22 protein-coding genes are annotated in these 23,260 nt (G+C 72.5%); 13 read left to right on the plus strand and 9 right to left on the minus strand.

Going from position 1 to position 23,260, the window contains the following annotated elements:
* The first annotated feature begins 99 nt into the window (after positions 1 to 99).
* The 6 genes from ACYQ77_RS04375 (at position 100) to ACYQ77_RS04400 (ending at position 7,621) form a co-directional block, all read left to right on the plus strand.
* Entirely contained in the window at positions 100 to 1,293 is a 1,194-nt protein-coding gene (locus ACYQ77_RS04375; RefSeq protein WP_459707607.1) for an NAD(P)-dependent malic enzyme, read from the plus strand.
* Positions 1,294 to 1,348: 55 nt separating this feature from the next.
* Entirely contained in the window at positions 1,349 to 3,901 is a 2,553-nt protein-coding gene (locus ACYQ77_RS04380; protein ID WP_459707609.1) for a sensor domain-containing protein, read from the plus strand.
* A gap of 297 nt (positions 3,902 to 4,198) precedes the next feature.
* A complete protein-coding gene (locus ACYQ77_RS04385) occupies positions 4,199 to 5,296 on the plus strand; it encodes an ABC transporter ATP-binding protein (protein WP_459707612.1) in 1,098 nt (365 codons plus the stop codon).
* Positions 5,293 to 5,961 (plus strand): ABC transporter permease, encoded by a 669-nt coding sequence (locus tag ACYQ77_RS04390; RefSeq protein ID WP_459707614.1) that lies wholly within the window; start codon positions 5,293 to 5,295, stop codon positions 5,959 to 5,961. The genes ACYQ77_RS04385 and ACYQ77_RS04390 overlap by 4 nt, the downstream gene beginning before the upstream one ends.
* Positions 5,958 to 6,695, plus strand: coding sequence for an ABC transporter permease (locus tag ACYQ77_RS04395; protein ID WP_459707615.1), 738 nt, complete (start codon positions 5,958 to 5,960; stop codon positions 6,693 to 6,695). Before ACYQ77_RS04390 ends, ACYQ77_RS04395 begins: the two co-directional genes overlap by 4 nt.
* 11 nt (positions 6,696 to 6,706) lie before the next feature.
* The gene (locus tag ACYQ77_RS04400; RefSeq protein WP_459707617.1) at positions 6,707 to 7,621 is read left to right on the plus strand and encodes an ABC transporter substrate-binding protein; all 915 of its coding nucleotides are present in this window, start codon (positions 6,707 to 6,709) and stop codon (positions 7,619 to 7,621) included.
* Positions 7,622 to 7,651: 30 nt separating this feature from the next.
* Here ACYQ77_RS04400 and ACYQ77_RS04405 read toward each other — a convergent pair whose 3' ends face one another.
* Together ACYQ77_RS04405 and ACYQ77_RS04410 are read right to left on the minus strand one after the other, a co-directional pair.
* Positions 7,652 to 8,620 (minus strand): pentapeptide repeat-containing protein, encoded by a 969-nt coding sequence (locus ACYQ77_RS04405; RefSeq protein WP_459707619.1) that lies wholly within the window; start codon positions 8,618 to 8,620, stop codon positions 7,652 to 7,654.
* Positions 8,617 to 9,408 (minus strand): IclR family transcriptional regulator, encoded by a 792-nt coding sequence (locus ACYQ77_RS04410; protein ID WP_459707621.1) that lies wholly within the window; start codon positions 9,406 to 9,408, stop codon positions 8,617 to 8,619. The genes ACYQ77_RS04405 and ACYQ77_RS04410 overlap by 4 nt, the downstream gene beginning before the upstream one ends.
* Before the next feature lie 73 nt (positions 9,409 to 9,481).
* On the opposite strand from ACYQ77_RS04410, the gene hutH reads away from it, so the two are divergent.
* From hutH to hutI, 5 genes are read left to right on the plus strand one after another with little or no spacing between them, the layout of a single operon-like run.
* Positions 9,482 to 10,978 carry a histidine ammonia-lyase gene (gene hutH, locus ACYQ77_RS04415; RefSeq protein ID WP_459707622.1) on the plus strand — a complete coding sequence of 499 codons (1,497 nt, stop codon included), beginning with the start codon at positions 9,482 to 9,484 and terminating at the stop codon, positions 10,976 to 10,978.
* Complete coding sequence (gene hutU, locus ACYQ77_RS04420) at positions 10,975 to 12,627, plus strand: urocanate hydratase (protein WP_459707624.1); 1,653 nt, start codon at positions 10,975 to 10,977, stop codon at positions 12,625 to 12,627. The genes hutH and hutU overlap by 4 nt, the downstream gene beginning before the upstream one ends.
* On the plus strand, positions 12,624 to 13,829 hold the full coding sequence (locus ACYQ77_RS04425; RefSeq protein ID WP_459707626.1) for an allantoate amidohydrolase: 1,206 nt from the start codon (positions 12,624 to 12,626) through the stop codon (positions 13,827 to 13,829). The genes hutU and ACYQ77_RS04425 overlap by 4 nt, the downstream gene beginning before the upstream one ends.
* Entirely contained in the window at positions 13,826 to 15,133 is a 1,308-nt protein-coding gene (locus ACYQ77_RS04430) for a formimidoylglutamate deiminase (protein ID WP_459707627.1), read from the plus strand. The genes ACYQ77_RS04425 and ACYQ77_RS04430 overlap by 4 nt, the downstream gene beginning before the upstream one ends.
* Positions 15,130 to 16,269 carry an imidazolonepropionase gene (hutI, locus tag ACYQ77_RS04435; protein WP_459707629.1) on the plus strand — a complete coding sequence of 380 codons (1,140 nt, stop codon included), beginning with the start codon at positions 15,130 to 15,132 and terminating at the stop codon, positions 16,267 to 16,269. Before ACYQ77_RS04430 ends, hutI begins: the two co-directional genes overlap by 4 nt.
* Here the strand turns inward: hutI and ACYQ77_RS04440 are convergent.
* Entirely contained in the window at positions 16,266 to 16,451 is a 186-nt protein-coding gene (locus ACYQ77_RS04440) for a hypothetical protein (RefSeq protein WP_459707631.1), read from the minus strand. The two genes, hutI and ACYQ77_RS04440, sit on opposite strands and share 4 nt — an antisense overlap.
* A gap of 306 nt (positions 16,452 to 16,757) precedes the next feature.
* Here ACYQ77_RS04440 and ACYQ77_RS04445 point away from each other — a divergent pair, with 306 nt between their 5' ends.
* Positions 16,758 to 16,910 (plus strand): hypothetical protein, encoded by a 153-nt coding sequence (locus tag ACYQ77_RS04445; RefSeq protein WP_459707632.1) that lies wholly within the window; start codon positions 16,758 to 16,760, stop codon positions 16,908 to 16,910.
* Between the two features lie 95 nt (positions 16,911 to 17,005).
* On the opposite strand, the gene ACYQ77_RS04450 is transcribed toward ACYQ77_RS04445, so the two are convergent.
* A complete protein-coding gene (locus tag ACYQ77_RS04450; protein ID WP_459707634.1) occupies positions 17,006 to 17,191 on the minus strand; it encodes a hypothetical protein in 186 nt (61 codons plus the stop codon).
* A gap of 17 nt (positions 17,192 to 17,208) precedes the next feature.
* Positions 17,209 to 19,185, minus strand: a complete 1,977-nt coding sequence (locus tag ACYQ77_RS04455; protein WP_459707635.1) for a glycogen debranching N-terminal domain-containing protein — start codon at positions 19,183 to 19,185, stop codon at positions 17,209 to 17,211.
* A 31-nt stretch (positions 19,186 to 19,216) separates the two neighbouring features.
* Here ACYQ77_RS04455 and ACYQ77_RS04460 point away from each other — a divergent pair, with 31 nt between their 5' ends.
* Entirely contained in the window at positions 19,217 to 20,209 is a 993-nt protein-coding gene (locus tag ACYQ77_RS04460; protein WP_459707637.1) for an aldo/keto reductase, read from the plus strand.
* Between the two features lie 46 nt (positions 20,210 to 20,255).
* Here ACYQ77_RS04460 and ACYQ77_RS04465 read toward each other — a convergent pair whose 3' ends face one another.
* The 4 genes from ACYQ77_RS04465 to ACYQ77_RS04480 form a co-directional block, all read right to left on the minus strand.
* Positions 20,256 to 21,221, minus strand: a complete 966-nt coding sequence (locus tag ACYQ77_RS04465; protein WP_459707639.1) for a hypothetical protein — start codon at positions 21,219 to 21,221, stop codon at positions 20,256 to 20,258.
* A gap of 10 nt (positions 21,222 to 21,231) precedes the next feature.
* Positions 21,232 to 21,885 (minus strand): hypothetical protein, encoded by a 654-nt coding sequence (locus tag ACYQ77_RS04470; protein WP_459707642.1) that lies wholly within the window; start codon positions 21,883 to 21,885, stop codon positions 21,232 to 21,234.
* A 318-nt stretch (positions 21,886 to 22,203) separates the two neighbouring features.
* Positions 22,204 to 23,001 carry an inositol monophosphatase family protein gene (locus ACYQ77_RS04475; protein WP_459707643.1) on the minus strand — a complete coding sequence of 266 codons (798 nt, stop codon included), beginning with the start codon at positions 22,999 to 23,001 and terminating at the stop codon, positions 22,204 to 22,206.
* A gap of 79 nt (positions 23,002 to 23,080) precedes the next feature.
* A complete protein-coding gene (locus ACYQ77_RS04480; RefSeq protein WP_459707645.1) occupies positions 23,081 to 23,257 on the minus strand; it encodes a DUF6104 family protein in 177 nt (58 codons plus the stop codon).
* Positions 23,258 to 23,260: the final 3 nt, after the last annotated feature.

Consider the following 23,260-nt stretch of genomic DNA (forward strand, 5'->3'; position numbering starts at 1 on the left):
CCGCATCGGTGCACCCAACCGATGCTCGACCACGCCGCGATCGAGCGGAGCCAACCTGCCAGAACACGAGGCTTCCGCACGCCCCGCAGGAGGGACGCAATGACTGCCGTGAACGACCCGCTGGCCACCGACCTGACTATTCCCGTCACCGACGACGAGATCTTCCGCGCCCACGAGGGCGGCAAGCTGGACATCTCGGTACCGCGGTCGATCACCGACTCGCGTGCGCTGTCCATCGCCTACACCCCGGGGGTGGCGAAGGTGAGCCGCGCGATCGCCGAGGACGCCTCGCTGGTCGACAAGTACACCTGGACCTCCCGCCTCGTCGCCGTCGTCAGCGACGGCACGGCGGTGCTCGGCCTCGGCGACATCGGCCCCCGCGCGTCGCTGCCGGTCATGGAGGGCAAGGCCGCGCTGTTCAAGACGTTCGGCGGCCTGAACTCGATCCCGCTGGTGCTGGACACGACCGACGTGGACGAGATCGTCGAGACGCTGGTGCGCCTGCGCCCGTCGTTCGGCGCCGTGAACCTCGAGGACATCGCCGCGCCGCGCTGCTTCGAGCTGGAGAAGCGCGTGATCGAGGCGCTGGACTGCCCGGTCATGCACGACGACCAGCACGGCACCGCGATCATCCTGCTCGCCGCGCTGCGTGGCGCGAACACCGTGCGCGACCGGACGATGGCCGACCAGCGGATCGTCATCGCGGGTGCGGGCGCCTCGGGTGTGGCCTGCGCGAACATCCTGCTGTCGGCGGGCGCGGGCGACGTGACCGTGCTCGACTCGCGCGGCATCCTGTACGACGGCCGCGACGGCATGAACCCGGTGAAGGCCGAGCTGGCCACCCGCACCAACAAGGCCGGGCTGCGCGGCGGCATCGCCGAGGCCATGAAGGGCGCCGACGTGTTCGTCGGGCTGTCCGGCTCGACGATCTCCGAGGACCTGGTCGCGTCGATGGCGCCCAACTCCGCGGTGTTCGCGCTGTCCAACCCCGACCCGGAGATCCTCCCCGACGTGGCGCGCAAGTACGCCGCGGTCGTGGCGACCGGCCGCAGCGACTTCCCCAACCAGATCAACAACTCGCTGGCGTTCCCCGGGGTGTTCCGCGGCGCGCTGGACGCGGGGGCGCGGCGGATCACCGAGCACATGAAGCTCGCGGCCGCGGAGGCCATCGCGGCGGTCGCCGAGGAGGACCTGTCGGCCGACTACATCGTGCCGAGCGGCGTCGACCCGAGGGTCGCGCCGGAAGTGGCGGCGGCAGTCGCCCGTGCCGCGAAGGAAGACGGGGTAGCCTGAGCACCGGCGGGAAGATCGGGGGCTGCGCCCGACCCGCCGGCATGCGGGCGGAAGGATGGGCGTGGTGGCCGAGCATGTCGTGCGTGCCGGCCCGCTCCCTGGCGAGCGGCTGACCGGCGACTCGACGCTGCCCTCGGACGCCATTCCCCTGGTCGATGTGGTGCAGCCGAGCGAGGAACACGCCGTCCACCTGCTGGACGGCGCGGAACGGATCGCCGAGCTCGGGGTGTGGAGCGTCGACGTCGAGGCGAACCGCGCCTACTTCTCCGAAGGGCTGCGCAGGCTGTGCGGGTTGTCCGACGACTGCACGGTCTCCGACGTGATGGGTCTCGTGTTTCCCGGTGACCAGGCGGTGCTCGGCGAGTTCCGGGCCCGCCTGGTCGCGGGCAGCGGGCCGGTGCCGGTCGAGGCGGAGGTGCGGGACCCGACGGGTGCGCGCGTCTTCCAGATCCGCGCGCACGCCGAGACCGACCAGGACGGCAACCTCCTGCGCGCGACCGGCACCGTCCAGGACGTGACGAAGGTCCGGGTCGCCGAGCAGCGGGCGAGCCAGGACCGGCGCCTGTTCGGCGACGCGCAGCGGGTGGCCCGCATGGGCACCTGGGAGTGGAACACCGAGACCGGCGAGTGCATCTGGTCGACCATGCTCTACGAGCTGTTCGGCGTCGAGCCGGGCACGCCGATCACCTACACCGACTACCTCAGCCTCGTGCACCCCGACGACCGCGCGTGGGTGGACCAGCGGTGGCAGGACCTCGCGGCGACCGGCAGGCCCGTCGAGTGCGAGCACCGCGCGGTGCTGCCGGACGGGTCGTGGCGGGTGTTCCGCTGCCGCGGCGACGCGATGGACGCCGACGGCACGATCATGATCGGCACCGCGCAGGACGTCACCGAGCAGCGGTCCACCGAGACCCGCATGATGCGCTCGTCGCAGCGGTTCTCCGACCTGGTCGCGATCGCGCCGGTCGGGATCGGGCTGTTCGACGAGGCCGAGCGGCTCGTCGACGCCAACGACGCGTTGTGCCGCCTGCTGCAGATGGACCTGGAACGGTTGCGTGGCATGGCCGCCGCCGACCTCACCCACCCGACCGACCGCGGCGAGTCGCTGCTGGCCGGCGTGTCCCGGCGCAACGGCGACACCCGCGCCGGGCAGCGGGTGCTGGTGACGGCGTCCGGCAAGGCCGTGTACTGCGAGCTGAACGTGACGGTCTCGGTCGCCGACGACGGCAACCGGTTCTGGCTCGTCGTGTTCTCCGACGTCACCGAGCGCCGCCGCGCCGCGGAACGCCTGCGCTACCAGGCGACGCACGACGAGCTGACCGGGCTGCCCGGCCGCGCGGCGGTGAACGAGCTGCTGAACCAGCTGCTCGGCGGGCCGGACGCGGACAAGGTCGCGCTGCTGTTCTGCGACGTCGACAACTTCAAGCGGGTCAACGACTCGCTGGGCCACGACGTCGGCGACGAGCTGATCACCGCGCTCGCGCGGCGGCTCGAACGCGGGCTGCCGCCGTCGTGCACGGCCGGCCGCATGTCCGGCGACGAGTACGTGGTGATCTGCTCGGACGTCGACGAGGTCGGCGGCGTCGAGGCGCTCGCCAACCGCGTCGCCCAGCTCTTACGCGCGGCGGTGCCGGTGCGCGGGCAGCTGCTGCGGGTGTCGGCCACGATCGGTGCGGCAGCGCCGACCGGGCCCGAGACGTCCGCCGCGGACCTCCTGCGGTTCGCCGACGCCGCCATGTTCAACGCGAAACGCCAGGGCACGGGCCGGGTGCAGCTGGCGAGCGAGGCGCTGATCGCGTCGGCCAACAGCCAGATGCTGCTGGAGGGCCAGCTCCGGGACGCGATCGCGAACGACGGCCTGGTGCTGCACTACCAGCCGGTCGTCGGCGCCGACGGCACGATCCTCAAGGCGGAGGCGCTGGTCCGGTGGCCCCACCCGGAGCGCGGGATGCTGCCGCCGAGCGAGTTCCTCCCGGTCGCCGAGCAGGGCGACCTGCTGCGTGAGCTGGACCGGTGGGTGCTGCGGACGGCCCTGTGCGAGGCGTCGAAGTGGCCGATGATGGCGGGCGCCGTGCTGGGCGCCGAGGTCGGCGTCGCGGTGAACCTCGCGGGGCTCGTGCCGGGCGACCCGGACTTCACCGACATCGTGGCCGCGGCCGTCGCCGAGACCGGCATCCCGTGGGACCGCGTGGTGCTGGAGCTGGTCGAGACGTCGCTGATCGACCTGCCGTCCCGCAGCCGCCAGGCCATGGCCGAGCTGACCGACCGCGGTGTCCGGTTCGCGGTGGACGACTTCGGCACCGGCTACTCGTCGCTGGCGCGGCTGAAGGAGCTGCCCGCGCAGATCATCAAGATCGACCGCGCGTTCGTGTCCGGCGTGGCCACCGAGGCCGCGGACTTCGCGGTGGTGCGCGCACTCGTCGACATGGCCCGTGCGATGGGCCGCACGTGCGTCGCGGAGGGCGTGGAGACCGACTCCCAGTTCCACGTGCTGCGCAGCTTCGGCGTGGAGGCCTACCAGGGCTGGCTCCTCTCGAAGCCCCTCCCCGCCAAGGAGTTCCGCGAACTCCTCCGCATGGGCCCGGTCCACATCCCCCGAGGCTCCTGACCCCGCGAGTCTCGCGCTCGTACATACCGAGTTGTGTGTTTCGTGCAGCGGGCCGGGTCCCGGCATGTGCACGAAACCGGCAACTCGGTGTGCGCGAGAGCGCGACTCGCGGTGTTTGAGAGCGGGACTCGCGGGGTTTGGTGACGATCTGGTTACGCTGCTCCGAATGGGTGAGTCAAGGCGGGTCGGATGGGCTAGTCACAGTGTGAGATGACCTGCCGTTGTCGGTGTATCGGGCTAAGGTCGGGCGACCCACGGCCGGAAGGTGGCCGTCTCGATCTGAGGAGTCTCGGGGCAGTGATCGAGTTCCAGGCCGTGACCAAGCGGTACCCGGACGGTACCGTCGCGGTCGACAACCTCGACCTCGTCGTCGACGCGGGGAAGATCACGGTGTTCGTCGGGCCGTCCGGCTGCGGCAAGACCACCTCCCTGCGCATGATCAACCGGATGATCGACCCGACCGGCGGCACGATCCTGTTGGACGGCAAGGACATCCGCGACTCCGACCCGCCGTTGTTGCGGCGCGGCATCGGTTACGTCATCCAGCACGCCGGCTTGTTCCCGCACCGCACGGTTGTCGACAACGTGGCGACCGTGCCCCTGCTGACCGGCAAGAGCAAGCGCGAGGCCCGTGCCCGCGCCGGGGAGCTGCTCGAACTGGTCGGCCTGCCCGCGGAGATGGGCAAGCGGTACCCGGCGCAGCTCTCCGGCGGGCAGCAGCAGCGGGTCGGCGTGGCCCGCGCGCTCGCGGCGGACCCGCCCGTGCTGCTGATGGACGAGCCGTTCTCGGCGGTCGACCCGATCGTCCGCGACGACCTGCAGCAGCAGCTGCTGCGCCTGCAGTCCGAGCTGGACAAGACGATCGTGTTCGTCACCCACGACATCGACGAGGCCATCAAGCTCGGCGACAAGGTCGCGGTGTTCCGCGTCGGCGGCAGGCTCGCGCAGTACGCGACGCCGTCGGAGCTGCTCGCGAAGCCGGCCGACGACTTCGTGTCGTCCTTCGTCGGCCGCGACCGCGGCTACCGCGCGCTCGGGTTCCTCACCGCGACCGGCGTCCCGGTCGGCCCGGTCACCACCGTGCGGGCCGGGGAGGCGGTCACCGAGGCCGGCTGGGTCGTCGTCGTGGACGAGCACAACCGGCCGCTCGGCTGGGTCGACGGGTCGTCCACATCGGACACCGGCAACCCGGTCTCCGGCGGTTCGCTGTACGAAGTGGACGGCGCGGCGGGCACCGCGGGCTCGCTGCGCAACGCGCTCGACTCGGCGCTCAGCTCCCCGGCAGGCGTCGGCATCGCCGTCGACAAGGACGGCGCGGTCGCGGGCAGCGTCAAGGCGGACGCCGTGCTCGACGCGCTCGCGGAGGCGCGCAGGACCGGTGAGGTGCCCGCGTGAACGTCGACTGGCCGTGGCCGTGGCTACCGCGCAACGTCGACAAGATCGCCGAGGCCACCGGCGAGCACCTGTTCCTCGCGCTGCTGCCGGTGCTGGTGGGGCTGATCATCTCGCTGCCGCTGGGCTGGGCCGCGAGCCGCTGGCCCGCCGTCCGGCTCGTCCTGGTGCCACTCGCAGGCGTCCTGTACACGATCCCGTCGCTCGCGCTGATCACGCTGGTGCCGCTGCTGATCGGCACGAAGATCATCGACCCGCTGAACGTGCAGGTGCCGCTCGCCATCTACACGATCGCGCTGCTGGTCCGCTCGATCACCGACGCGCTGCTGGCCGTGCCTGCTGAGATCACCGCCGCGGCCACCGCGATCGGGTACCGGCCCGCCAGGCGGTTCCTGTCGGTCGAGCTGCCGCTCGCGATCCCGGTGATCGTCGCCGGGCTGCGCGTCGCCGCCGTGTCGGCGATGAGCCTGACCGCGGTCGGCGCGCTGATCGGCATCGGCGGGCTCGGGGGCCTGATCACCGAGGGCTTCCGGCGCAACAACGCGGTCGAGATGGTGGTCGCGATCGCGCTGATCCTCGTGATAGCGCTGCTGATCGACGCGCTGCTGCTGCTCGTCGGCAAGGCCATCACGCCGTGGACGCGCGCGAGGCAGGGGGCAACGAAGTGAACGCCGCACTGGACTGGCTGTTCGACCCGGCGCACTGGAGCGGCCCGACGGGCATCCCGGCCCGGATCCTGGAGCACCTCGGGTACACCGCGCTGACCGTGCTGATCGCGGCGGCGATCGCGGTGCCGCTCGGCGCGGTCATCGGCCACACCGGACGCGGCACGTTCCTCGTGGCCGGCCTGTCCAACGGCCTGCGCGCGCTGCCCGAGCTGGGCCTGCTGACGCTGCTGGTGCTGCTGACCTACGTCGGCCTGCTGCCCGTGGTGATCTCGCTGGTGATCCTGGCGCTGCCGCCGATCCTCGCCGGCACGTACGCGGGTGTCCGGAACGTCGACGCGTCCGTTGTGGACGCCGCCCGCGGCATGGGCATGCGCGGCTCGACGGTGCTGTGGAAGGTGGAGCTGCCCAACGCGCTCCCGCTGATCCTCGGCGGCATCCGCTCGGCGACGCTGCAGGTGATCGCCACCGCGACGATCGCGGCGTACGTGGCGCTCGGCGGGCTGGGCAGGTTCGTGATCGACGGCAACAACGCGGGCGCCGGTTCGCCGGACGGCTACCCGCAGATGGCGGCGGGCGCGATCGTCATCGCCGTGCTCGCGCTGGTGGTGGAGGGCGTGCTGGAGGTCGTGCAGCGGGTGGCCGTGTCACCCGGCCTGCGCACCGCGGCCACGCGGCAGCGCACCGCGCGCGTCTGGCGCAAACCGACCCCGGAATTGGTAAGCAGGTCCACGTGAGGAGACACAGGATGAAGCGCGTTATCGCCGGTGTGGCGACGGCCCTGGCGGCGACGCTGGCCGTTTCCGCGTGCGGCAGTTCCGGCGACCCGTTGGAGGAGGACAAGCCGTCGGGCTCCGGTTCCAGCGAGACGATCACGGTCGGCTCGGCGAACTTCCCGGAGAGCCAGCTGCTCGCGGAGATCTACTCGCAGGCGCTGGAGGCCAAGGGCGTCACGGTCGACCGGCAGTTCGACCTCGGCAGCCGCGAGAAGTACATGGACGGCCTCAAGGACGGGTCGATCGACCTGATCCCCGAGTACACCGGTGTGCTGCTGCAGTTCTTCGACAAGGAGGCGCCGGAGGTCGAGTCCGAGGAGGTGTACACGGCGCTGCAGGAGGCGCTGCCGGACAACCTCATCGTGCTGGACAAGGCCGAGGCGGAGGACAAGGACGCCATCGTCGTCACCAAGGAGACGGCGGAGAAGTGGAACCTGAAGTCCATCGAGGACCTGGTGCCGCACTGCGGTGAGGTCGTCTTCGGCGGCCCGCCGGAGATCCAGCAGCGGCCGGACGGCATCCCGGGCTTCAAGAAGACCTACAACTGCACGTTCAAGAGCTTCAGCGCGCTGGAGCCGGGCGCCATCACCACGAAGGCGCTGCTCGACGGCACCGTCCAGGCCGCCGACATCTTCACCACGGACGCCTCGATCGAGGCGAACGACCTGGTGGTGCTGGAGGACCCGAAGAACAACTTCGCCGCGCAGAACGTCGTCCCGCTGATCAACAAGGACAAGGCGAGCGACACGGTGAAGGAGGCACTGAACGCGGTCTCGGCCAAGCTCGACACGAAGACCCTGCTGGAGCTGAACGCCGCGCTGAACGCCCCGGACAAGCCGGAGTACGCGGACGTGGCCAAGGACTGGCTGTCCAAGGCCGGTCTGTAGGCACTGACCGTCGCGGGCCGTCGCCGGGTCTCAGCTCGGCGGCGGCCCGTCGTCGTGCCGGAAGGTGGCGTGCTCGAAGTCCGGCCGCACGGCGAAGGTCGCCCCGGTGAAGTCGGCGCGCCCGGCGAAGGTCGTGTGCCGGAATGGCGCGGTGCCGTGGAACGTGGCCTGCCTGAAGCGCGCGTCGTCGCGGAAGGTGGCGCGGGAGAACCCGGCGGAGCCGAGGAAGTCGGCGCGGCGGAAGCGAGCGGGCCCGACGAAGGTGGCCCCGTGGAACTGCGCGACGTCCACGTGCACGTCCTCGAAGTCGAACGCGACCAGTGCGGCGCCCGCCAGGTCGACGCTCATCCCGGGCCAGAACCCGTCGCCGGGGCGCAGGTGGCGGGCCAGCAGCCGCTGCACGGCGATCCGGACCTCGCGTTCCTCCCGCCGGGCGTCGTCGTCGGGCACGAACGGCATCCGCAGGTAGGCGCACCACACGGCGACGACGGTCTTCCGCTGCTCGGGGTTGTCCTGGGCGAGCCGTTCCAGCGCGTACAGCCCCCCGAACCGCACCGGCGCCTGCTCGGCCCCGAGCAGCTCGACCGACTTGGCGTAGAGGTCGGTGACCCGGCGGGCCGCGGCGTCCTGCTCGGTCGCCGCGGCGACGCGTTCCTGGTGGGCCTTGGTGTCCGCGGCGACCGCCAGCTGGTGCGCGAGCGCGCGTTCGCGGTTGTCCAGGTCCACTTCGGTCGCGCGCTGGCGGCGCCACGCGAGGTACAGGGCGAACACGCCGCCCCCGCCGACGGCGATGCTCAGGCCGACACGCAGTGCGTCGAACCGCGCGGTGACCAGGTCGTGCCCGGTGAGGCCGCGGGTCCCCGCCCACCACAGGACGGTCACCGCGGCGACCGTGCCCGCCAACCCCGTCACGACGTACGCGGTGATCCGCCACCGCGGTACCGGGGGCAGGACCGTTCGAGGTGTGGCGGGGTCGACCAGGGGTTCGGGGCGGGTCACGTCGGCTCATCCTTCCCCACGGTGCGGGTGCCGCCGATGCGTGCGGTGAGTTCCTCCGCGGCACGCCGGGTCTCCGCCGCCAGCGAGGGCCACGTCTCGCCGCACTCGGGGTCGCACTCGTGGCGGAACGTGGTCGAGATGGCCGCGATCGGGTGACCGCTGTGGTCCAGCACCGGCGCGGCCACCGACGCGAAGCCGGGGGTCACGTACCCGTCCTCCACGGTCCACCCGCGCTGCCGGGCCGCGGTCAGCGAACGCCGCAGCGACGGCAGGTCGGCGGGGCCCCGGCCCGTCCGGTCCACGAACGCCGACCGCGCCGGGAACAGCGCTCTGACCTGCGCCGCGGGCAGCGCACCCAGCATCGCCCGGCCCGACGCGGGCAGGTGCGCGGGCAGCCGCACCCCGACGTCCGTCACGACCGTCGCGTGCAGGACGGGCTGCTCACGCAACAGGTACAGCGTCTCCCGCCCGTGCAGCACGCCCAGCTGCGCCACGTGCCCGGTCCGCCCGATCAGCCCCCGCAGCACCGGCCGGGCCAGCCGTTCGAGCGGGTCGTGCCGCAGGTACGCCGACCCCAGCTCGAACGCGGCCAGGCCAAGCCCGTAGCGGCGCTCCTCGGGCAGGTGCGTCACGAATCCGGCCGCCGCCAGCTCCGCGAGCAGGTGGTACGTCGTCGACCTGGGCAAACCCAGCTCGCGGGCCACGTACCCGGCGGTCACCGGGCCCGCGCGGCCCGCCAGCAGGCGCAGCACCGCGAGCCCGCGGCGCAGGGCAGGCACATCCGTCATGTGTCTGGGATACCAGACTCGAACCCGCCGGCTCGGGTCGTGCGGAGCGGCGAACCGCGATGGGATGGTGCCCATGGTCGTGATCGATGGCGGGCCGCTCACCCGCGAACAGGTGGTCGCCGTCGTGCGCGGGCACGCGCCGGTCGAGGTCGGCGACGCCGCCCTCGCCGGGGTGACCAAGACCCGTGAGCACGTCGAACGCCTCGCCGAGGCCACCACCCCCACCTACGGCGTCTCCACCGGGTTCGGCGCGCTCGCCACCCGGCACATCCCGCTCGACCGCCGTGCCGCGCTGCAGCGGTCGCTGATCCGCTCGCACGCGGCGGGCGCGGGGGACCCGGTCGAGGCCGAGGTCGTCCGCGGGCTGATGCTGCTGCGGCTGCGCACCATCGCCACCGGCCGCACGGGCGTGCGCCAGGAGGTCGTGGCGGCGCTGGCGGGCCTGCTCAACGCGGGCATCACCCCGGTCGTCCACGAGTACGGCTCGCTCGGTTGCTCCGGCGACCTGGCGCCGCTGTCCGCGGTCGCGCTCGCGTTGATGGGCGAGGGCGAGGTGTTCGTCGACGGTCAGCGGCAGCCCGCGAAGGACGCGCTCTACGAGGCGGGGATCGCCCCGCTGGAGCTGGCCGAGAAGGAAGGCCTCGCGCTCATCAACGGCACCGACGGCATGCTCGGCATGCTGGTGCTCGCCCTGGCCGACCTGCACCGGCTCCTCGACGTCGCCGACCTGACGGCCGCCATGTCCGTCGAGGCGCTCCTCGGCACCGACCGGGTGTTCGCGCCCGAGCTGCAGGCGCTGCGCCCGCACCCCGGCCAGGCCGTCTCCGCCGCGCGGATGACCGCGCTCCTCCAGGGCTCGGCCATCATGGCGAGCCACCGCGGCCCGCACTGCAACCGCGTGCAGGACGCCTACTCGCTGCGCTGTGCCCCGCAGGTCCACGGCGCCGCCCGCGACACCGTCGCGTACGTCGAGACGGTCGCCGACCGCGAGCTGGCCGCCGCCATCGACAACCCGGTGGTGCTGCCCGACGGGCGCGTCGAGTCCAACGGCAACTTCCACGGCGCGCCCGTCGCGTACCCGCTGGACTTCCTCGCGATCCCCGCCGCGGACGTCGCCAGCATGGCCGAGCGGCGCACCGACCGGATGCTCGACGCGACCCGCAGCCACGGCCTGCCGCCGTTCCTCGCCGACGACCCGGGCGTCGACTCCGGGCACATGATCGCCCAGTACACGCAGGCCGCCGTGGTCTCGGAGATGAAGCGGCTCGCGGTCCCGGCGTCGGTCGACTCCATCCCGAGCTCGGCCATGCAGGAGGACCACGTCTCGATGGGCTGGTCCGCCGCCCGCAAGCTCCGCAAGTCGATCGACGGGCTGACGACCGTGCTCGCGATCGAGCTGCTCACCGCCGCCCGCGCGCTCGACCTGCGGGCCCCGCTGACCCCCGCACCCGCCACCGCGCAGGCCGTCGCTGCCCTGCGCCGAGCCGTCCCCGGGCCTGGCCCGGACCGCCACCTCGCCCCGGAGATCGCCGCCGCCGAGGCACTCATCCGATCGGGAGACCTGCCATGACCGCTGGAGCACGTCCCGTCCGCGCCGCGCGCGGCACGACCCTGACCGCACGCAGCTGGCAGACCGAGGCCGCGCTGCGGATGTTCCACAACAACCTCGACCCCGAGGTCGCCGAGCGCCCCGACGACCTGGTCGTCTACGGCGGCACCGGCAGGGCCGCCCGCAACTGGGCGTCCTTCGACGCGATCACCCGCGAGCTGACCGCGCTGCGCGAGGACGAGACGCTGCTCGTCCAGTCCGGCAAGCCGGTCGGCGTGATGCGCACGCACGAGTGGGCTCCGCGCGTGCTGATCGCGAACTCGAACCTGGTCGGCGACTGGGCCACGTGGCCGGAGTTCCGGCGCCTGGAGTCGCTGGGCCTGACCATGTACGGCCAGATGACGGCCGGGTCGTGGATCTACATCGGCACGCAGGGCATCCTGCAGGGCACGTACGAGACGTTCGCGGCCGTGGCGCGCAAGCGGTTCGGCGGCTCGCTCAAGGGCACGCTCACGCTGACCGCGGGCCTCGGTGGCATGGGGGGCGCGCAGCCGCTCGCCATCACCATGAACGAGGGCGTCGCGCTGTGCGTCGAGGTCGACCCGGCCCGCGCGCACCGCCGTGTCGAGACCCGCTACCTCGACGAGGTCGCCGACGACCTGGACGACGCGGTCCGCCGCGTCGAGGCCGCCAAGAAGGAGGGCCGCGCGCTGTCGGTCGCGGTCATCGGCAACGCGGCCGAGGTCGTGCCCGAGCTGCTGCGCCGCGGCGTGGAGATCGACGTGGTGACCGACCAGACGTCGGCCCACGACCCGCTCGCGTACCTGCCGAAGGGCGTCGCGCTCGACGACTGGTCCGACTACGCCGCCAAGAAGCCCGACGAGTTCACCGACCGCGCCCGCGACTCGATGGCCGACCACGTCGACGCCATGGTCGGGTTCATGGACGCGGGCGCCGAGGTCTTCGACTACGGCAACTCCATCCGCGGTGAGGCGAAGCTCGGCGGCAGCGACCGCGCGTTCGACTTCCCCGGGTTCGTGCCCGCCTACATCCGGCCGATGTTCTGCGAGGGCATGGGCCCGTTCCGGTGGGCCGCGCTCTCCGGCGACCCGGCCGACATCGCGGCCACCGACCGGGCGATCCTGGAACTGTTCCCGGAGAAGGAGTCCCTCGCCCGCTGGATCCGCATGGCGGGCGAAAGGGTTGCGTTCCAGGGACTTCCGGCACGCATCTGCTGGCTCGGCTACGGCGAGCGGCACCTCGCGGGCCTGCGGTTCAACGAGATGGTCGCGAGCGGTGAGCTGTCCGCGCCGGTCGTGATCGGCCGCGACCACCTCGACTGCGGCTCGGTCGCCTCGCCGTACCGGGAGACCGAGGCGATGGCCGACGGCTCCGACGCGATCGCCGACTGGCCGCTGCTCAACGCCATGGTCAACACCGCGTCCGGCGCCAGCTGGGTGTCCATCCACCACGGCGGCGGCGTCGGCATCGGCCGGTCGATCCACGCCGGTCAGGTGACGGTCGCCGACGGCACCCCGCTCGCCGGTGAGAAGATCGCCCGCGTGCTGACCAACGACCCGGGCATGGGCGTCATCCGCCACGTCGACGCGGGCTACGACGAGGCACGGCACGTCGCCGTCGAGCGCGGCGTCACGGTGCCCATGCCATGAACACCGCCGTGACCGGGCTCCTCGCGGCCATCGGCGACGTCGGCCGGGACCGCACGCGTGGCGGGTACTCCCGGCACGTCTTCGACCCGGCCGAGCGCGAGCTGCGCGAGTGGTTCGTCGAGCAGGCGCAGCGGCGTGACCTGGCCGTGCGCTGCGACCGCAACGGCAACCTGTGGGCGTGGTGGGGTGAGCCGGGGCCGGACGCGATCGTGACCGGCAGCCACCTCGACTCGGTGCCCGGCGGCGGGGCGTTCGACGGACCGCTCGGCGTGACGTCCGCGCTCGAGGCCGTGGACGCGTTGCGGGCCGGCGGGTTCACGCCCGCCAGGCCGTTCGCGATCGTGGTGTTCGCGGAGGAGGAGGGCGGCCGGTTCGGCGTGCCGTGCCTCGGGTCGCGGCTGCTGTCCGGCGCCATCGACCCGGACGTGGCCCGGCGCCTGCACGACCCCGCGGGGGTCAGCTTCGCCGAGGCGGCGGCCGAGGCCGGGCTCGACCCGGCGCGCATCGGCCGCGACGAGGAGGCGCTCGCGAACATCGGGACGTTCGTCGAACTGCACGTGGAGCAGGGGCGTGGCCTGATCGACCTCGGCGCGCCCGTGGGGGTGGCGTCGTCGATCCTCGCGCACGGCCGCTGGCGGTTCACGTTCACCGGCGAGGGCAACCACGCGGGCGCCACGCTGCTCGGCGACCGCCGCGACCCCATGGTGCCCGCCGCGGAGATGGTGCTGGCCGCGCGGATCGCCGCGTCCGAGGTGGACGACGCGCGGGCGACCGTCGGCAGGCTGGTCCCGAACCCGGGCGGCACCAACGTCATCGCGTCCACTGTGGACGTGTGGCTGGACGCCCGTGCCGACGACGACGCGGACACCCGCCGGGTGGTCGCGCGGATCCGCGAGATGGCGGCGGACGCGGCGGCGCGGGAGACCTGCGCGCTGAACGTCGTCGAGGAGTCCTACGGCGACACGGTGGTGTTCGACGCCGGGCTGCGGGACACGGTGTCCGCCGCGCTGGGTGGTGTGCCCGCGCTGCCGACCGGCGCCGGGCACGACGCGGGCATCCTCGCCGCGCACGTCCCGACGGCGATGCTGTTCGTCCGCAACCCCACCGGGGTGTCCCACGCGCCGGAGGAGCACGCGGAACCGGACGACTGCCGGGCAGGGGTGACGGCACTCGCGACCGTGCTCGGGCGGCTCGCCGGATGACCACCTTCTGGTGCGAGCACGCGTGGCTGCCCGCCGGGGTCGTGCCGGGCGTGGTGGTCGAGGCCGCCGACCGGATCACCGCGGTGTCGCGGTCCGCGACGCCACCCGCCGGCGCGCACGTGTTGCGGGGCGTGGTGTTCCCGGGCTTCGCGAACGTCCACTCGCACGCGTTCCACCGCGCGCTGCGTGGCCGCACCCACGCCGACGGCGGCACGTTCTGGACGTGGCGGCGCGGCATGTACGAGCTGGCGGCGACGCTGACACCCGACAACTACCTGCGGCTCGCGACGGCGGCCTACGCGGAGATGGTCGTCGCGGGCGTGACCGCGGTCGGCGAGTTCCACTACGTGCACCACCCGTCCGGCGGCGGCCGGTACGCCGAGCCGAACGCGATGGGCGAGGCCCTGCGGGAGGCGGCGCTGGCCGCGGGCACGCGGTTGACGCTGCTCGACACGTGTTACCTGACCGGCGGCATCGGCACGCCGCTCGCCCCTGAGCAGCAACGGTTCTCCGACGGCAGCGTCGAGGCGTGGGCCGAGCGGGCGCTGTCCCGGCAGGACACCGGCGGCACGCGCTGGGGCGCCGCCGTCCACTCGGTGCGTGCGGTGCCGCGCGCGGGGATCGCCGAGCTGGCGTCCTTTGTGGACGACCGGCCGCTGCACGTCCACGTCTCCGAGCAGCCCGCCGAGAACGAGGCCTGCCAGGCGGCGTACGGCCTGACACCGGTCGGATTGCTGGCGGAGGCCGGCGCGCTGGGCCCGTCGACGACCGCCGTGCACGCCACCCACCTGACCGGCGACGACATCGCGACCCTCGGCTCGTCGCGCACCGCGGTCTGCTTCTGCCCGACCACCGAGGCCGACCTCGCCGACGGCATCGGCCCGGCCCGTGAGCTGGTCGACGCTGGTGCGCCGCTCTCGCTGGGCAGCGACCAGCACGCGGTGGTCGACCCGCTCGCCGAGGCGCGGGCCCTGGAACACGGGGAACGGTTGCGCACCGGGCAGCGCGGCCGGTTCAGGCCCGCCGAACTGGTCACCGCGCTGACGTCCGCGGGGAACGCCGCGCTGGGCTGGCCGGGCGCCGGGACGATCGACGTCGGCGCGCCGGCGGACCTGGCGGCCGTCCGGCTGGACAGCCCCCGCACCGCGGGCAGCCGCCCCGAGCAGGTGCTGTACGCGGCGACCGCGGCCGACGTGCACACGGTGGTGTCGAACGGCGTGGTCGTCGCGGAGAACGGGCACCACACGCGGCTGGGTGACGTGGGCAGGCTGCTGACCGAGGCGATCGAGGAGCTGTGGGCATGAGTGTTCTCGTCACGGGCATCGGCGAGCTGACCACCAACGACGGCCCCGCGCTCACGGACGCGGCGCTGGTCATGGACGGGGACCGGATCGCGTGGGTCGGCGCGGCGGCGGACGCACCCGACGCCGACGAGCGGGTCGACGTCGAGGGCCGCGCGGTGCTGCCCGGCTGGGTCGACAGCCACACGCACCTGGTGTTCGCGGGCGACCGCACGGCCGAGTTCGCCGCACGCATGGCAGGTCAGCCGTACACGGCGGGCGGCATCGCGGTGACCGTGGCGGCCACCCGCGCCGCGTCGGACGACGACCTCCGTGGCGTGTTGCGCAGGCACGTCGCCGAGGCCGTCGCCCAGGGCACCACGTGCGTGGAGACCAAGACCGGCTACGGGCTCACGGTCGCCGACGAGCTGCGGTCCGCCCGCATCGCCGCGGAGGAGGCCGACGAGGTCACGTTCCTCGGCGCGCACCTCGTGCCCGCCGACATGTCCACAGCGGACTACGTGGCGCTGGTGACCGGCGCGATGCTCGACGCGGTGGCCCCGCACGTGCGCTGGGCGGACGTGTTCTGCGAGACGGGCGCGTTCGACGAGGACGAGTCGCGCGCGGTGCTGACGGCCGCCAAGGCGAAGGGCCTCGGCCTGCGCGTGCACGGCAACCAGCTGGGCTACGGCCCCGGTGTGCGCCTGGCGGTGGAGCTGGGCGCGGCGAGCGTCGACCACTGCACGTACCTCACCCGGTCCGATGTGGACGCGCTGGCGGCGTCGGACACGGTGGCCACGCTGCTGCCCGCGTGCGACCTGTCGACGCGCCAGCCGCTGCCGGACGCCCGTCAGCTGCTGGACCAGGGCGCGACGGTCGCGCTGGCGACGAACTGCAACCCGGGCTCGTCGTACACGTCGTCGATGGCGTTCTGCGTGGCCACGGCCGTGCTGCAGATGCGGATGTCGGTCGAGGAGGCGGTCCGCGCGGCGACGTGGGGTGGCGCGCGGGCACTGCGGCGCGACGACGTCGGCGTGCTGCGCGCCGGTGCGCGCGCGGACGTGCAGGTGCTCGACGCGCCGTCGGTGACGCACCTGGCGTACCGGCCCGGCGTCCCGCTGACGTGGGCGGTGTGGCGGGCGGGCGAGCGCGCGCGTTAGAACACGAACAGCCCGACGGCGCCGACGAGCACGACCACGAGGATCGTGATCGCGACGATCAACGGCCAGTGCGCGGGCGGCCGGTACGTCGGCAGGTCCTCGTCCTCGACCGGTGGCCGGTCGTGGGTGAACGGGTCCTCGCCGAAGATGACCGGGTCGCGCTGCGGGTCGTCGTTGGACATGGTGACCTCCCCACGGGGTGGCGGCCTCCGGCCCCCGGTTTCCATGCTACGTCGGGGGACCGACGGCGGCAGGACGCTCCGCTGGAGTTGTCCACAGGAACGCCGCTGACCTCGCGGTTCCCGGCTGATGACCCGCACCGTCGCGATGTCGCGTACTGTGGTGGTCAGGGAACGGCCATCCGTCGCCGCGAAGCAGGGTTGCGAGGAGCACCCGAGCGGCCACCACGATCAGACCGGCCCTTTCCCACCACCGCGCCTCGTCCTCCGATGACTGACGGCGCCCCCACACTTTCAGGAGATGTCTCGATGAGCCACACCACCGAACGCCCCGTGCCCGTGACCTTCAGCCACCCGGCCGCCGCCGAAGCACGTGGTCCGGCACACGCCTGCGACGCACCCGCCGCCCGCCAGGTCGAGTTCACGGCGCCGGGCGCGGCGCGGCCCGCCAGGCGCCGATGACGCGGTGACGCAGGCGGGCAGCGGTCCGCATCACCGCACAGCCCAGACCAGCCTCGTCGGCTCCTGCCGGCAGGTGGGCGCGGCCGGGTAGCCCGTCAGGCGCCCACGACCAGCCAGATCACCAGTGCCGCCACCACGATGCCGATGGCAAGCCCGACGTGGATGAGCCGCTTGAACGGCAGCTCCTCGCCCGCCGGGTCGAGCACGTCGCGCTTGTCGTCGGCGTGCGGGTTCTGGTCCATCGGGATCCAGTCCCGCTCCTCGGGCTCTTCTTCGGCCATGGGCGCATTCTCCACGGTCAGGACACGGTCGCCGCGCCCGCCGCGTCGACCGTGACGCGCACGCGGCGGCCCCCGAGCACCACGCCGTCGACGGTCAGCGGGAACCACGACGCGAACGCGGGTGACGGCCGCACCTCAGCCGTGTCCGGCGTGATGCCGAGCGCCGCCCACACCAGCGCGAACACCGACGCCGCCGACCACGCCTGCGGCCGGCACGTCGACGGGTAGTCCAGCAGCGGGCCGTCCTCCTCGGCCCAGCCGCCGTACAGCTCCGGCAGCCGGTGGCCGAAGTGGGCGCCCGCCCGCACCACACCCGCCGCCAGCGCCGCCGCCACCTCCGCGTGGCCGTCGCGGGCCAAGCCGGCCACGGCGATCGCCGTGTCGTGCGGCCACACCGAACCCGTGTGGTAGCCGACCGGGTTGAAGTACGGGTGGGTGCCGTCGAACGTCCGCAGCCCGTACCCGCTGTCCAGGCGCCCGCTGCCCAGGCGGGCCGCCACCAGCGCGGACTCCTCGTCGGTCAGCAGACCGGACCCCAGCAGGTGCCCCATGTTCGACGCCACGGCGTCGACCGGGCGGCCCCGCGCGTCCAAGGCCAGCGCCGGGAACGGCCCTTCCTCGTCCCGCACCCAGAACGCCGACCGGAACCGCTCGTTCATGCGTGCCGCCCAGGCCCGCGCCTCGTCCGCGCCCGGCAGCCCGAACGCGTCCAGCAGGGCGGCGGCGTCGAGCGCGGCGCGATGCGCGTACGCCTGCGCCTCCGACAGGGCGACCGGCGCCGCGGCCAGCTTCCCGTCGCGGTCCTGGATGGCGTCGACCGAGTCCTTCCAGCCCTGGTTGGCGAGGCCGCGGCCCAGTTCGTCCCGGTAGGACAGGAAGCCGTCGTGCGCGAGCACCCAGTCCAGCGCGCGGCGCAGGGGTTCGAGCAGGTCGGAGACGTCGGCGCCGCACCGCCACGCGTCGTGCGCCAGCGAGATCCACAGCGGGGTCGCGTCGATCGTCCCGTAGTAGACCGGCGGCAGGCCGGCCTGCTGGTCCACATCGGACGGGACGCGGCGGATCTCGTGGGCGATCTTGCCCGGTTCCTCCGCGGTCTCCGGGTCGTGCTTCGTGCCCTGCCTGCGGGCGAGCGTGCGGAGCGTGCCCATGGCCAGGTCCGTGCCGAGCGGCAGCGCGAACCGCGCCGTCCACAGCGAGTCACGGCCGAACAGCGTCAGGTACCAGGGGGCGCCGGCCGCGGCGAACAGGTCGGCCGGCGCGGCGGCGTCGGCCAGCAGCAGGTGGCTCAGGTCGGCGACACCCGTGCGGAACAGCTTCTCCAGGTTCTGGTCGGCGCTGGTCAGGCGGGCCGTGGCGGGGCGCTCGGCGGGGGCGGTGAACACGGCGTCGTCGCTCGCGGAGGACGCGGTGAGCGTGAGCGTCCACGTCACCCGGGTGCGCGGTGCGAGGGTGAGGTGCCAGCCGAGGCGGGCGTGGTCCTCGAGCACCACGTCGTCCGGCGCGCGGTCGCTGGTCAGGGCCGTGATACGGCTGCCGGACACCCATTCGGCGAGCCCGTTCGCGGTCGGCGGCACCAGGTCCGGCCGCTGCCCGCCGCGGAACGCCAGCACCGGCGCCAGGTCGGCCGCGAGCCGCACGCCGACGGTCGCGCTGATCTCCCGCCGCGAGTCGTTGACCAGCGCGATCGTCTCCTCGAGCGTGCCGGGCCCGGTGCGCCTGCGCCGCTCGACCCGGACGGTCGGCTCGGTGATCTCGTCACCGAGGTGGCGGACCGCGGCGACGAACCGCAGCGCGTCCGGGCCGTCCTGGCGGTGCCCGAGCGCGACCGGCTCGCGGCCGTCGACGGTGACGGTCAGTTCGGTGACGTGCCGCACGTCGGCCACCAGCCAGCCCTGCGCGCCGTCGCGGCGGAGCTGCCCGTCCGGCGCCGACAGGACGGTGGCCGGTGCGGCGACCGCGGTGACGAGTTCGTGCAGGAACGGCTGGTTGTGCATCTGGAGTCGCTCCGGGGATAGGTTGGCTTGCATGGAGTACACACAGCTCGGCCGCAGTGGCCTCTCCGTGTCCCGGCTCGTGCTCGGCACCATGAACTTCGGTCCCGAGACGTCCGAAGAGGACAGTCACGCGATCATGGAGCGCGCGCACGAGCACGGCATCAACTTCTTCGACACCGCCAACGTATACGGCTGGCAGAAGGGGGAGGGGATCACCGAGCAGATCATCGGCCGGTGGTTCGCGAAGGGCGGCGGCAGGCGGGAGAAGACCGTGCTGGCCACGAAGCTGTACGGCTCGATGGGGGACTGGCCCAACGAGACGTTCCTCTCCGCGCTGAACATCCGCCGCGCCGCGGACGAGTCACTGCGCAGGCTGCGGACCGACCACATCGACCTCTACCAGATGCACCACGTCGACCGGAACACGCCGTGGGACGAGATCTGGGAGGCGTTCTCCGTGCTGCGGCAGCAGGGGAAGGTGCTGTACTTCGGGTCGTCGAACTTCGCGGGCTGGCACCTCGCGCAGGCGCAGGAGGCGGCGCGGAACCGGCACTTCCTGGGGCTGGTCAGCGAGCAGTCGATCTACAACCTGATGACGCGCTGGGTGGAGCTGGAGGTGCTGCCCGCCGCGCGGCACTACGGCATCGGCGTGATCCCGTGGTCGCCGCTGCACGGCGGCCTGCTCGGCGGTGTGCTGCGCAAGCAGCGCGAGGGCGGCGCGTCGCGGTCCACGAGCGGCCGGTCCGCCGACGCGCTGGAGCGCTACCGCGACCGGATCGAGGCGTACGAGAAGCTGTCGGCGGACCTCGGCGCGGACCCGGCGGACCTCGGTGTGGCGTGGCTGCTGCACCAGGAGGGCGTGACGGCGCCGATCATCGGCCCGAGGACGATCGCACAGCTCGACGGTTCGCTGCGTGCGGTGGACCTGAAGCTGGAGGCCGGCACCCTCGCCCGCCTGGACGAGCTGTTCCCGGCCCCGGGTCCGAACGGCTCGAAGCCCGCACCGGAGGCGTACGCCTGGTGAGCGGGACGACGCCCTGGGCCCGGACGGACCCGGGGCGTCGCTCACCTCACGGCCCGCCGAGGTAGTCCTTCAGCCAGATGCCGTCCTGGTACTCGAGCGCCTCCATGTAGACGTTGTCGTCGTTGTTGTGGGGTCGGCAGATCGGCATGATGTACACCGAGTTCGACCCCTTCGGCATCGAGCGCGCCACCGTGCCCGTGATGATGTGGCCGCCGACGAACGACGTGCCGCACTTGAACCCGTTGAAGTGGTACGACGTGCAGATGTTCGGGTACACGCCGAACTGGTCGGCCCACAGGTTGATCCACGTCTTGCCGTCGATCTTCGGGTCGTCCGTGCTGCCGATGACGTTCGCGAAGGCCTCACCGGCGCTGAAGTGCACGGTGCCGCCCCACACGGACTCGATCGCCACCAGCTCGTCGCCTGGGCCCAGCTCGGCCCCGGGCTCGTACAGGCCGTGGCACACCCCGTCCCGGTAGACCACCAGCAACTTCCGGTAGTCCTCTGGCGGGAGCTCGGGCGGTGCCGTGCGGACCTGGACGGTCAGGCCGGGGAGGTTCTTCAACGCGGCGATCAGGGAGTCGTTCGCTGCGCGGGCCATCCCGCGCAGCGCCTCGTCGACCCCGGTGGTCAGCGGGGTGCGGCAGTTCCAGTGCCGGTTCCCCATCAGGTCGTCGGCGGGGAACCCCGCCTGCGCGGCGGCCCGGTGGCGGCAGTACTCCTCCGTCCCGGCCGGGAACGTGACGAGCCGGCAGCCGTCCGCCGAGGCGAAGTCGGTGCCGCAGACCGTCACCGTGTGCCGGGCCGCGTCGTGGACGTAGCCGAAGACGAGCCGCGCCACCAGCCGCCGGTTCCCGAACGCGGTGAACGTGCCGATGTCGACGTCCTCCGACTGGAACGTGTGGGCGCCGTCCTCGAGCGACACGTCGACCGCCGAGGGCGTGTCGACCAGCTCGACGAACCGGGTGCGGTGACCGAGGTGCGAACCGAGCGGGATCTTGACCGAAAGCATGGGACTCCGATCAGGACGTCGGGTCGTAGTTGTAGTTCACGACCGTGAACTTGTAGTCGTACGAGTAGTGCTCGACGCTGCCGCACGTGACGCTCGTGAACCAGTGCGCGGTCTCCGCCGAGGAGTACGCGTACTGGAAGGTCGTCACCACGACGTTGAGGACGGGCATGACCGAGATGAGGCCGATCACCGTGCCGAACTCGGAGGTCACCTTGCTCTTCTCGGTCTGCACCTGGATGTTGGCCATCTCCTCGTTGAGGTAGCCGAGGATGGGCGCGACGTCGCCGCTCAGGCCCGCCAGCACCACGCCGAAGAACTGCGCGTTGATGCTCGCGGCGGTCCCGTCGCCGGACTCCTCGTTCTGGGACACCGAGGTCTCGCCCATCCCCTCGATCGAGTTCATGGCCGTCGTCATCGCGGCCTGGTCCAGCAGGTAGAGGCCGTTCACGACCTCCTGGCCGGACGTGTCCAGCACGGCCTTCTTGATCACGTTCGACATCTGGAGCGCGTTCACGAACGCCTGGGACACCGCGTCCTTCAGCGTTTGCGACCAGGAATCCTCGAGGTAGGCGAACAGGAAGTCGGTGCCCGGCGCGTGGAGCCACTGACCCGAATCGGTCATCGTCACCATGTACGTCACCGGGCGCGTCGCGACAGCAGTCATTTCTCCTCCTGGAAATTATTTCGACATGTTTACGGTGCTGCATCCAGGAGCATCCTCAGGAAGCTGCGCGAAGCACAGGTGTGAATAGGGGGTTCAATCCTCCGAGTCGACTGTCTCACCTGGTCAGCGCCGCGACGGAGATCGAGGTCGCGGATTGTCGCCGTCGATCTTGCGTGGTTGGGCCGATCAGGTGAGTGGCGAATTTCTACTGTGGGAATACTCCGGTGGGCGCGCGCTTCTCGCCCATTGGGTTCGAATTTCCGGCCGGCGGTGATTGTCGTCGGCCACCATTGTGCGACCGATATTCCACGATGGTGGTCAACCGATGAGTTTCTTGTAGTCGCGTGCGTGCGGCACGCCGTCGAGCAACGCGAGGAAGCCGTCGTGCAACGCGGCGTTGGTGACGAGGACGGTGCCGTTGCCGCTCAGCACGGGTGCGCCGGTGAGGTCGGTGACGCGCCCGCCCGCCTCCGCCACGATGACCGGCAGCGGCGCCACGTCCTCGTAGCCCATGGGGAAACCGGCGACGACCATCGCGTCCAGCTCGCCGGTGACGAGGCCGGCCATGTCGCCGGACGTGCTGAGGTAGACCGTCCGGTGCAGGGTGGCGAGCAGGTCCTCCGACCAGGTGCCCGGGTTGCCCATGGCGGTGCGGGCGCCGGTGAGCCGCGTCCGGTCCCCGACGTGGGCCCGGGTGACCGTGTCGCCGAACGCCACCCAGCAGCCGAGCCCGCGGCCCGCGAAGACCGTCTTGCGCGCGACCGGTTCGTGGATCACGCCGAGCGCGGGGCCGTGCTCGTCCTCGTGGGCCAGCACGGTGGCGAACAGCGGGATGCGGTGGGCGAAGTAGTAGGTGCCGTCGATCGGGTCGATCACCCAGCGGCGGCCGGTGGTGCCCCCGGTCGTGCCCGCCTCCTCGCCGTACACCTCGTCGCCCGGCGCGTGCCGGGCCAGCGCGTCGCGGATCAGTTCCTCGACGGCGAGGTCGGTCGCGGTGACCTCGGTGCCGTCGGCTTTCCGGGTGGCGGCCACGTCGCCTGCGAAGAACCGCCGCGCGGCGAGGGCGCCCGCGCGCCGGGCGAGGTCCACGGCGAAGTCCAGCAGGCTCCGGTCCATGAACAGAGGACGTCCCGGCGGGACCGCGGGTTGCGGCAGGCACGGCAGTGCCCCGGGCGCGGGCGCGGGGCACTGCCGGTCACTCGTCGTCTTCGTCGTCTCTCGCCAGGTAGGTCGCCAGGCGTTCGACGGCGTTCTCGAACTCCGGGTTGGCGTCCACGAAGGCACGCATCTTGGCGGCGAGCCAGGCCAGCGTGACCTCCTCGTCGCCCCGGCGTTCCTCCAGCTCTTCGAGTCCTCGGTCGGTGAAGTACATCGG

It is taken from the genome of Actinophytocola sp. KF-1 (genome assembly GCF_054661535.1).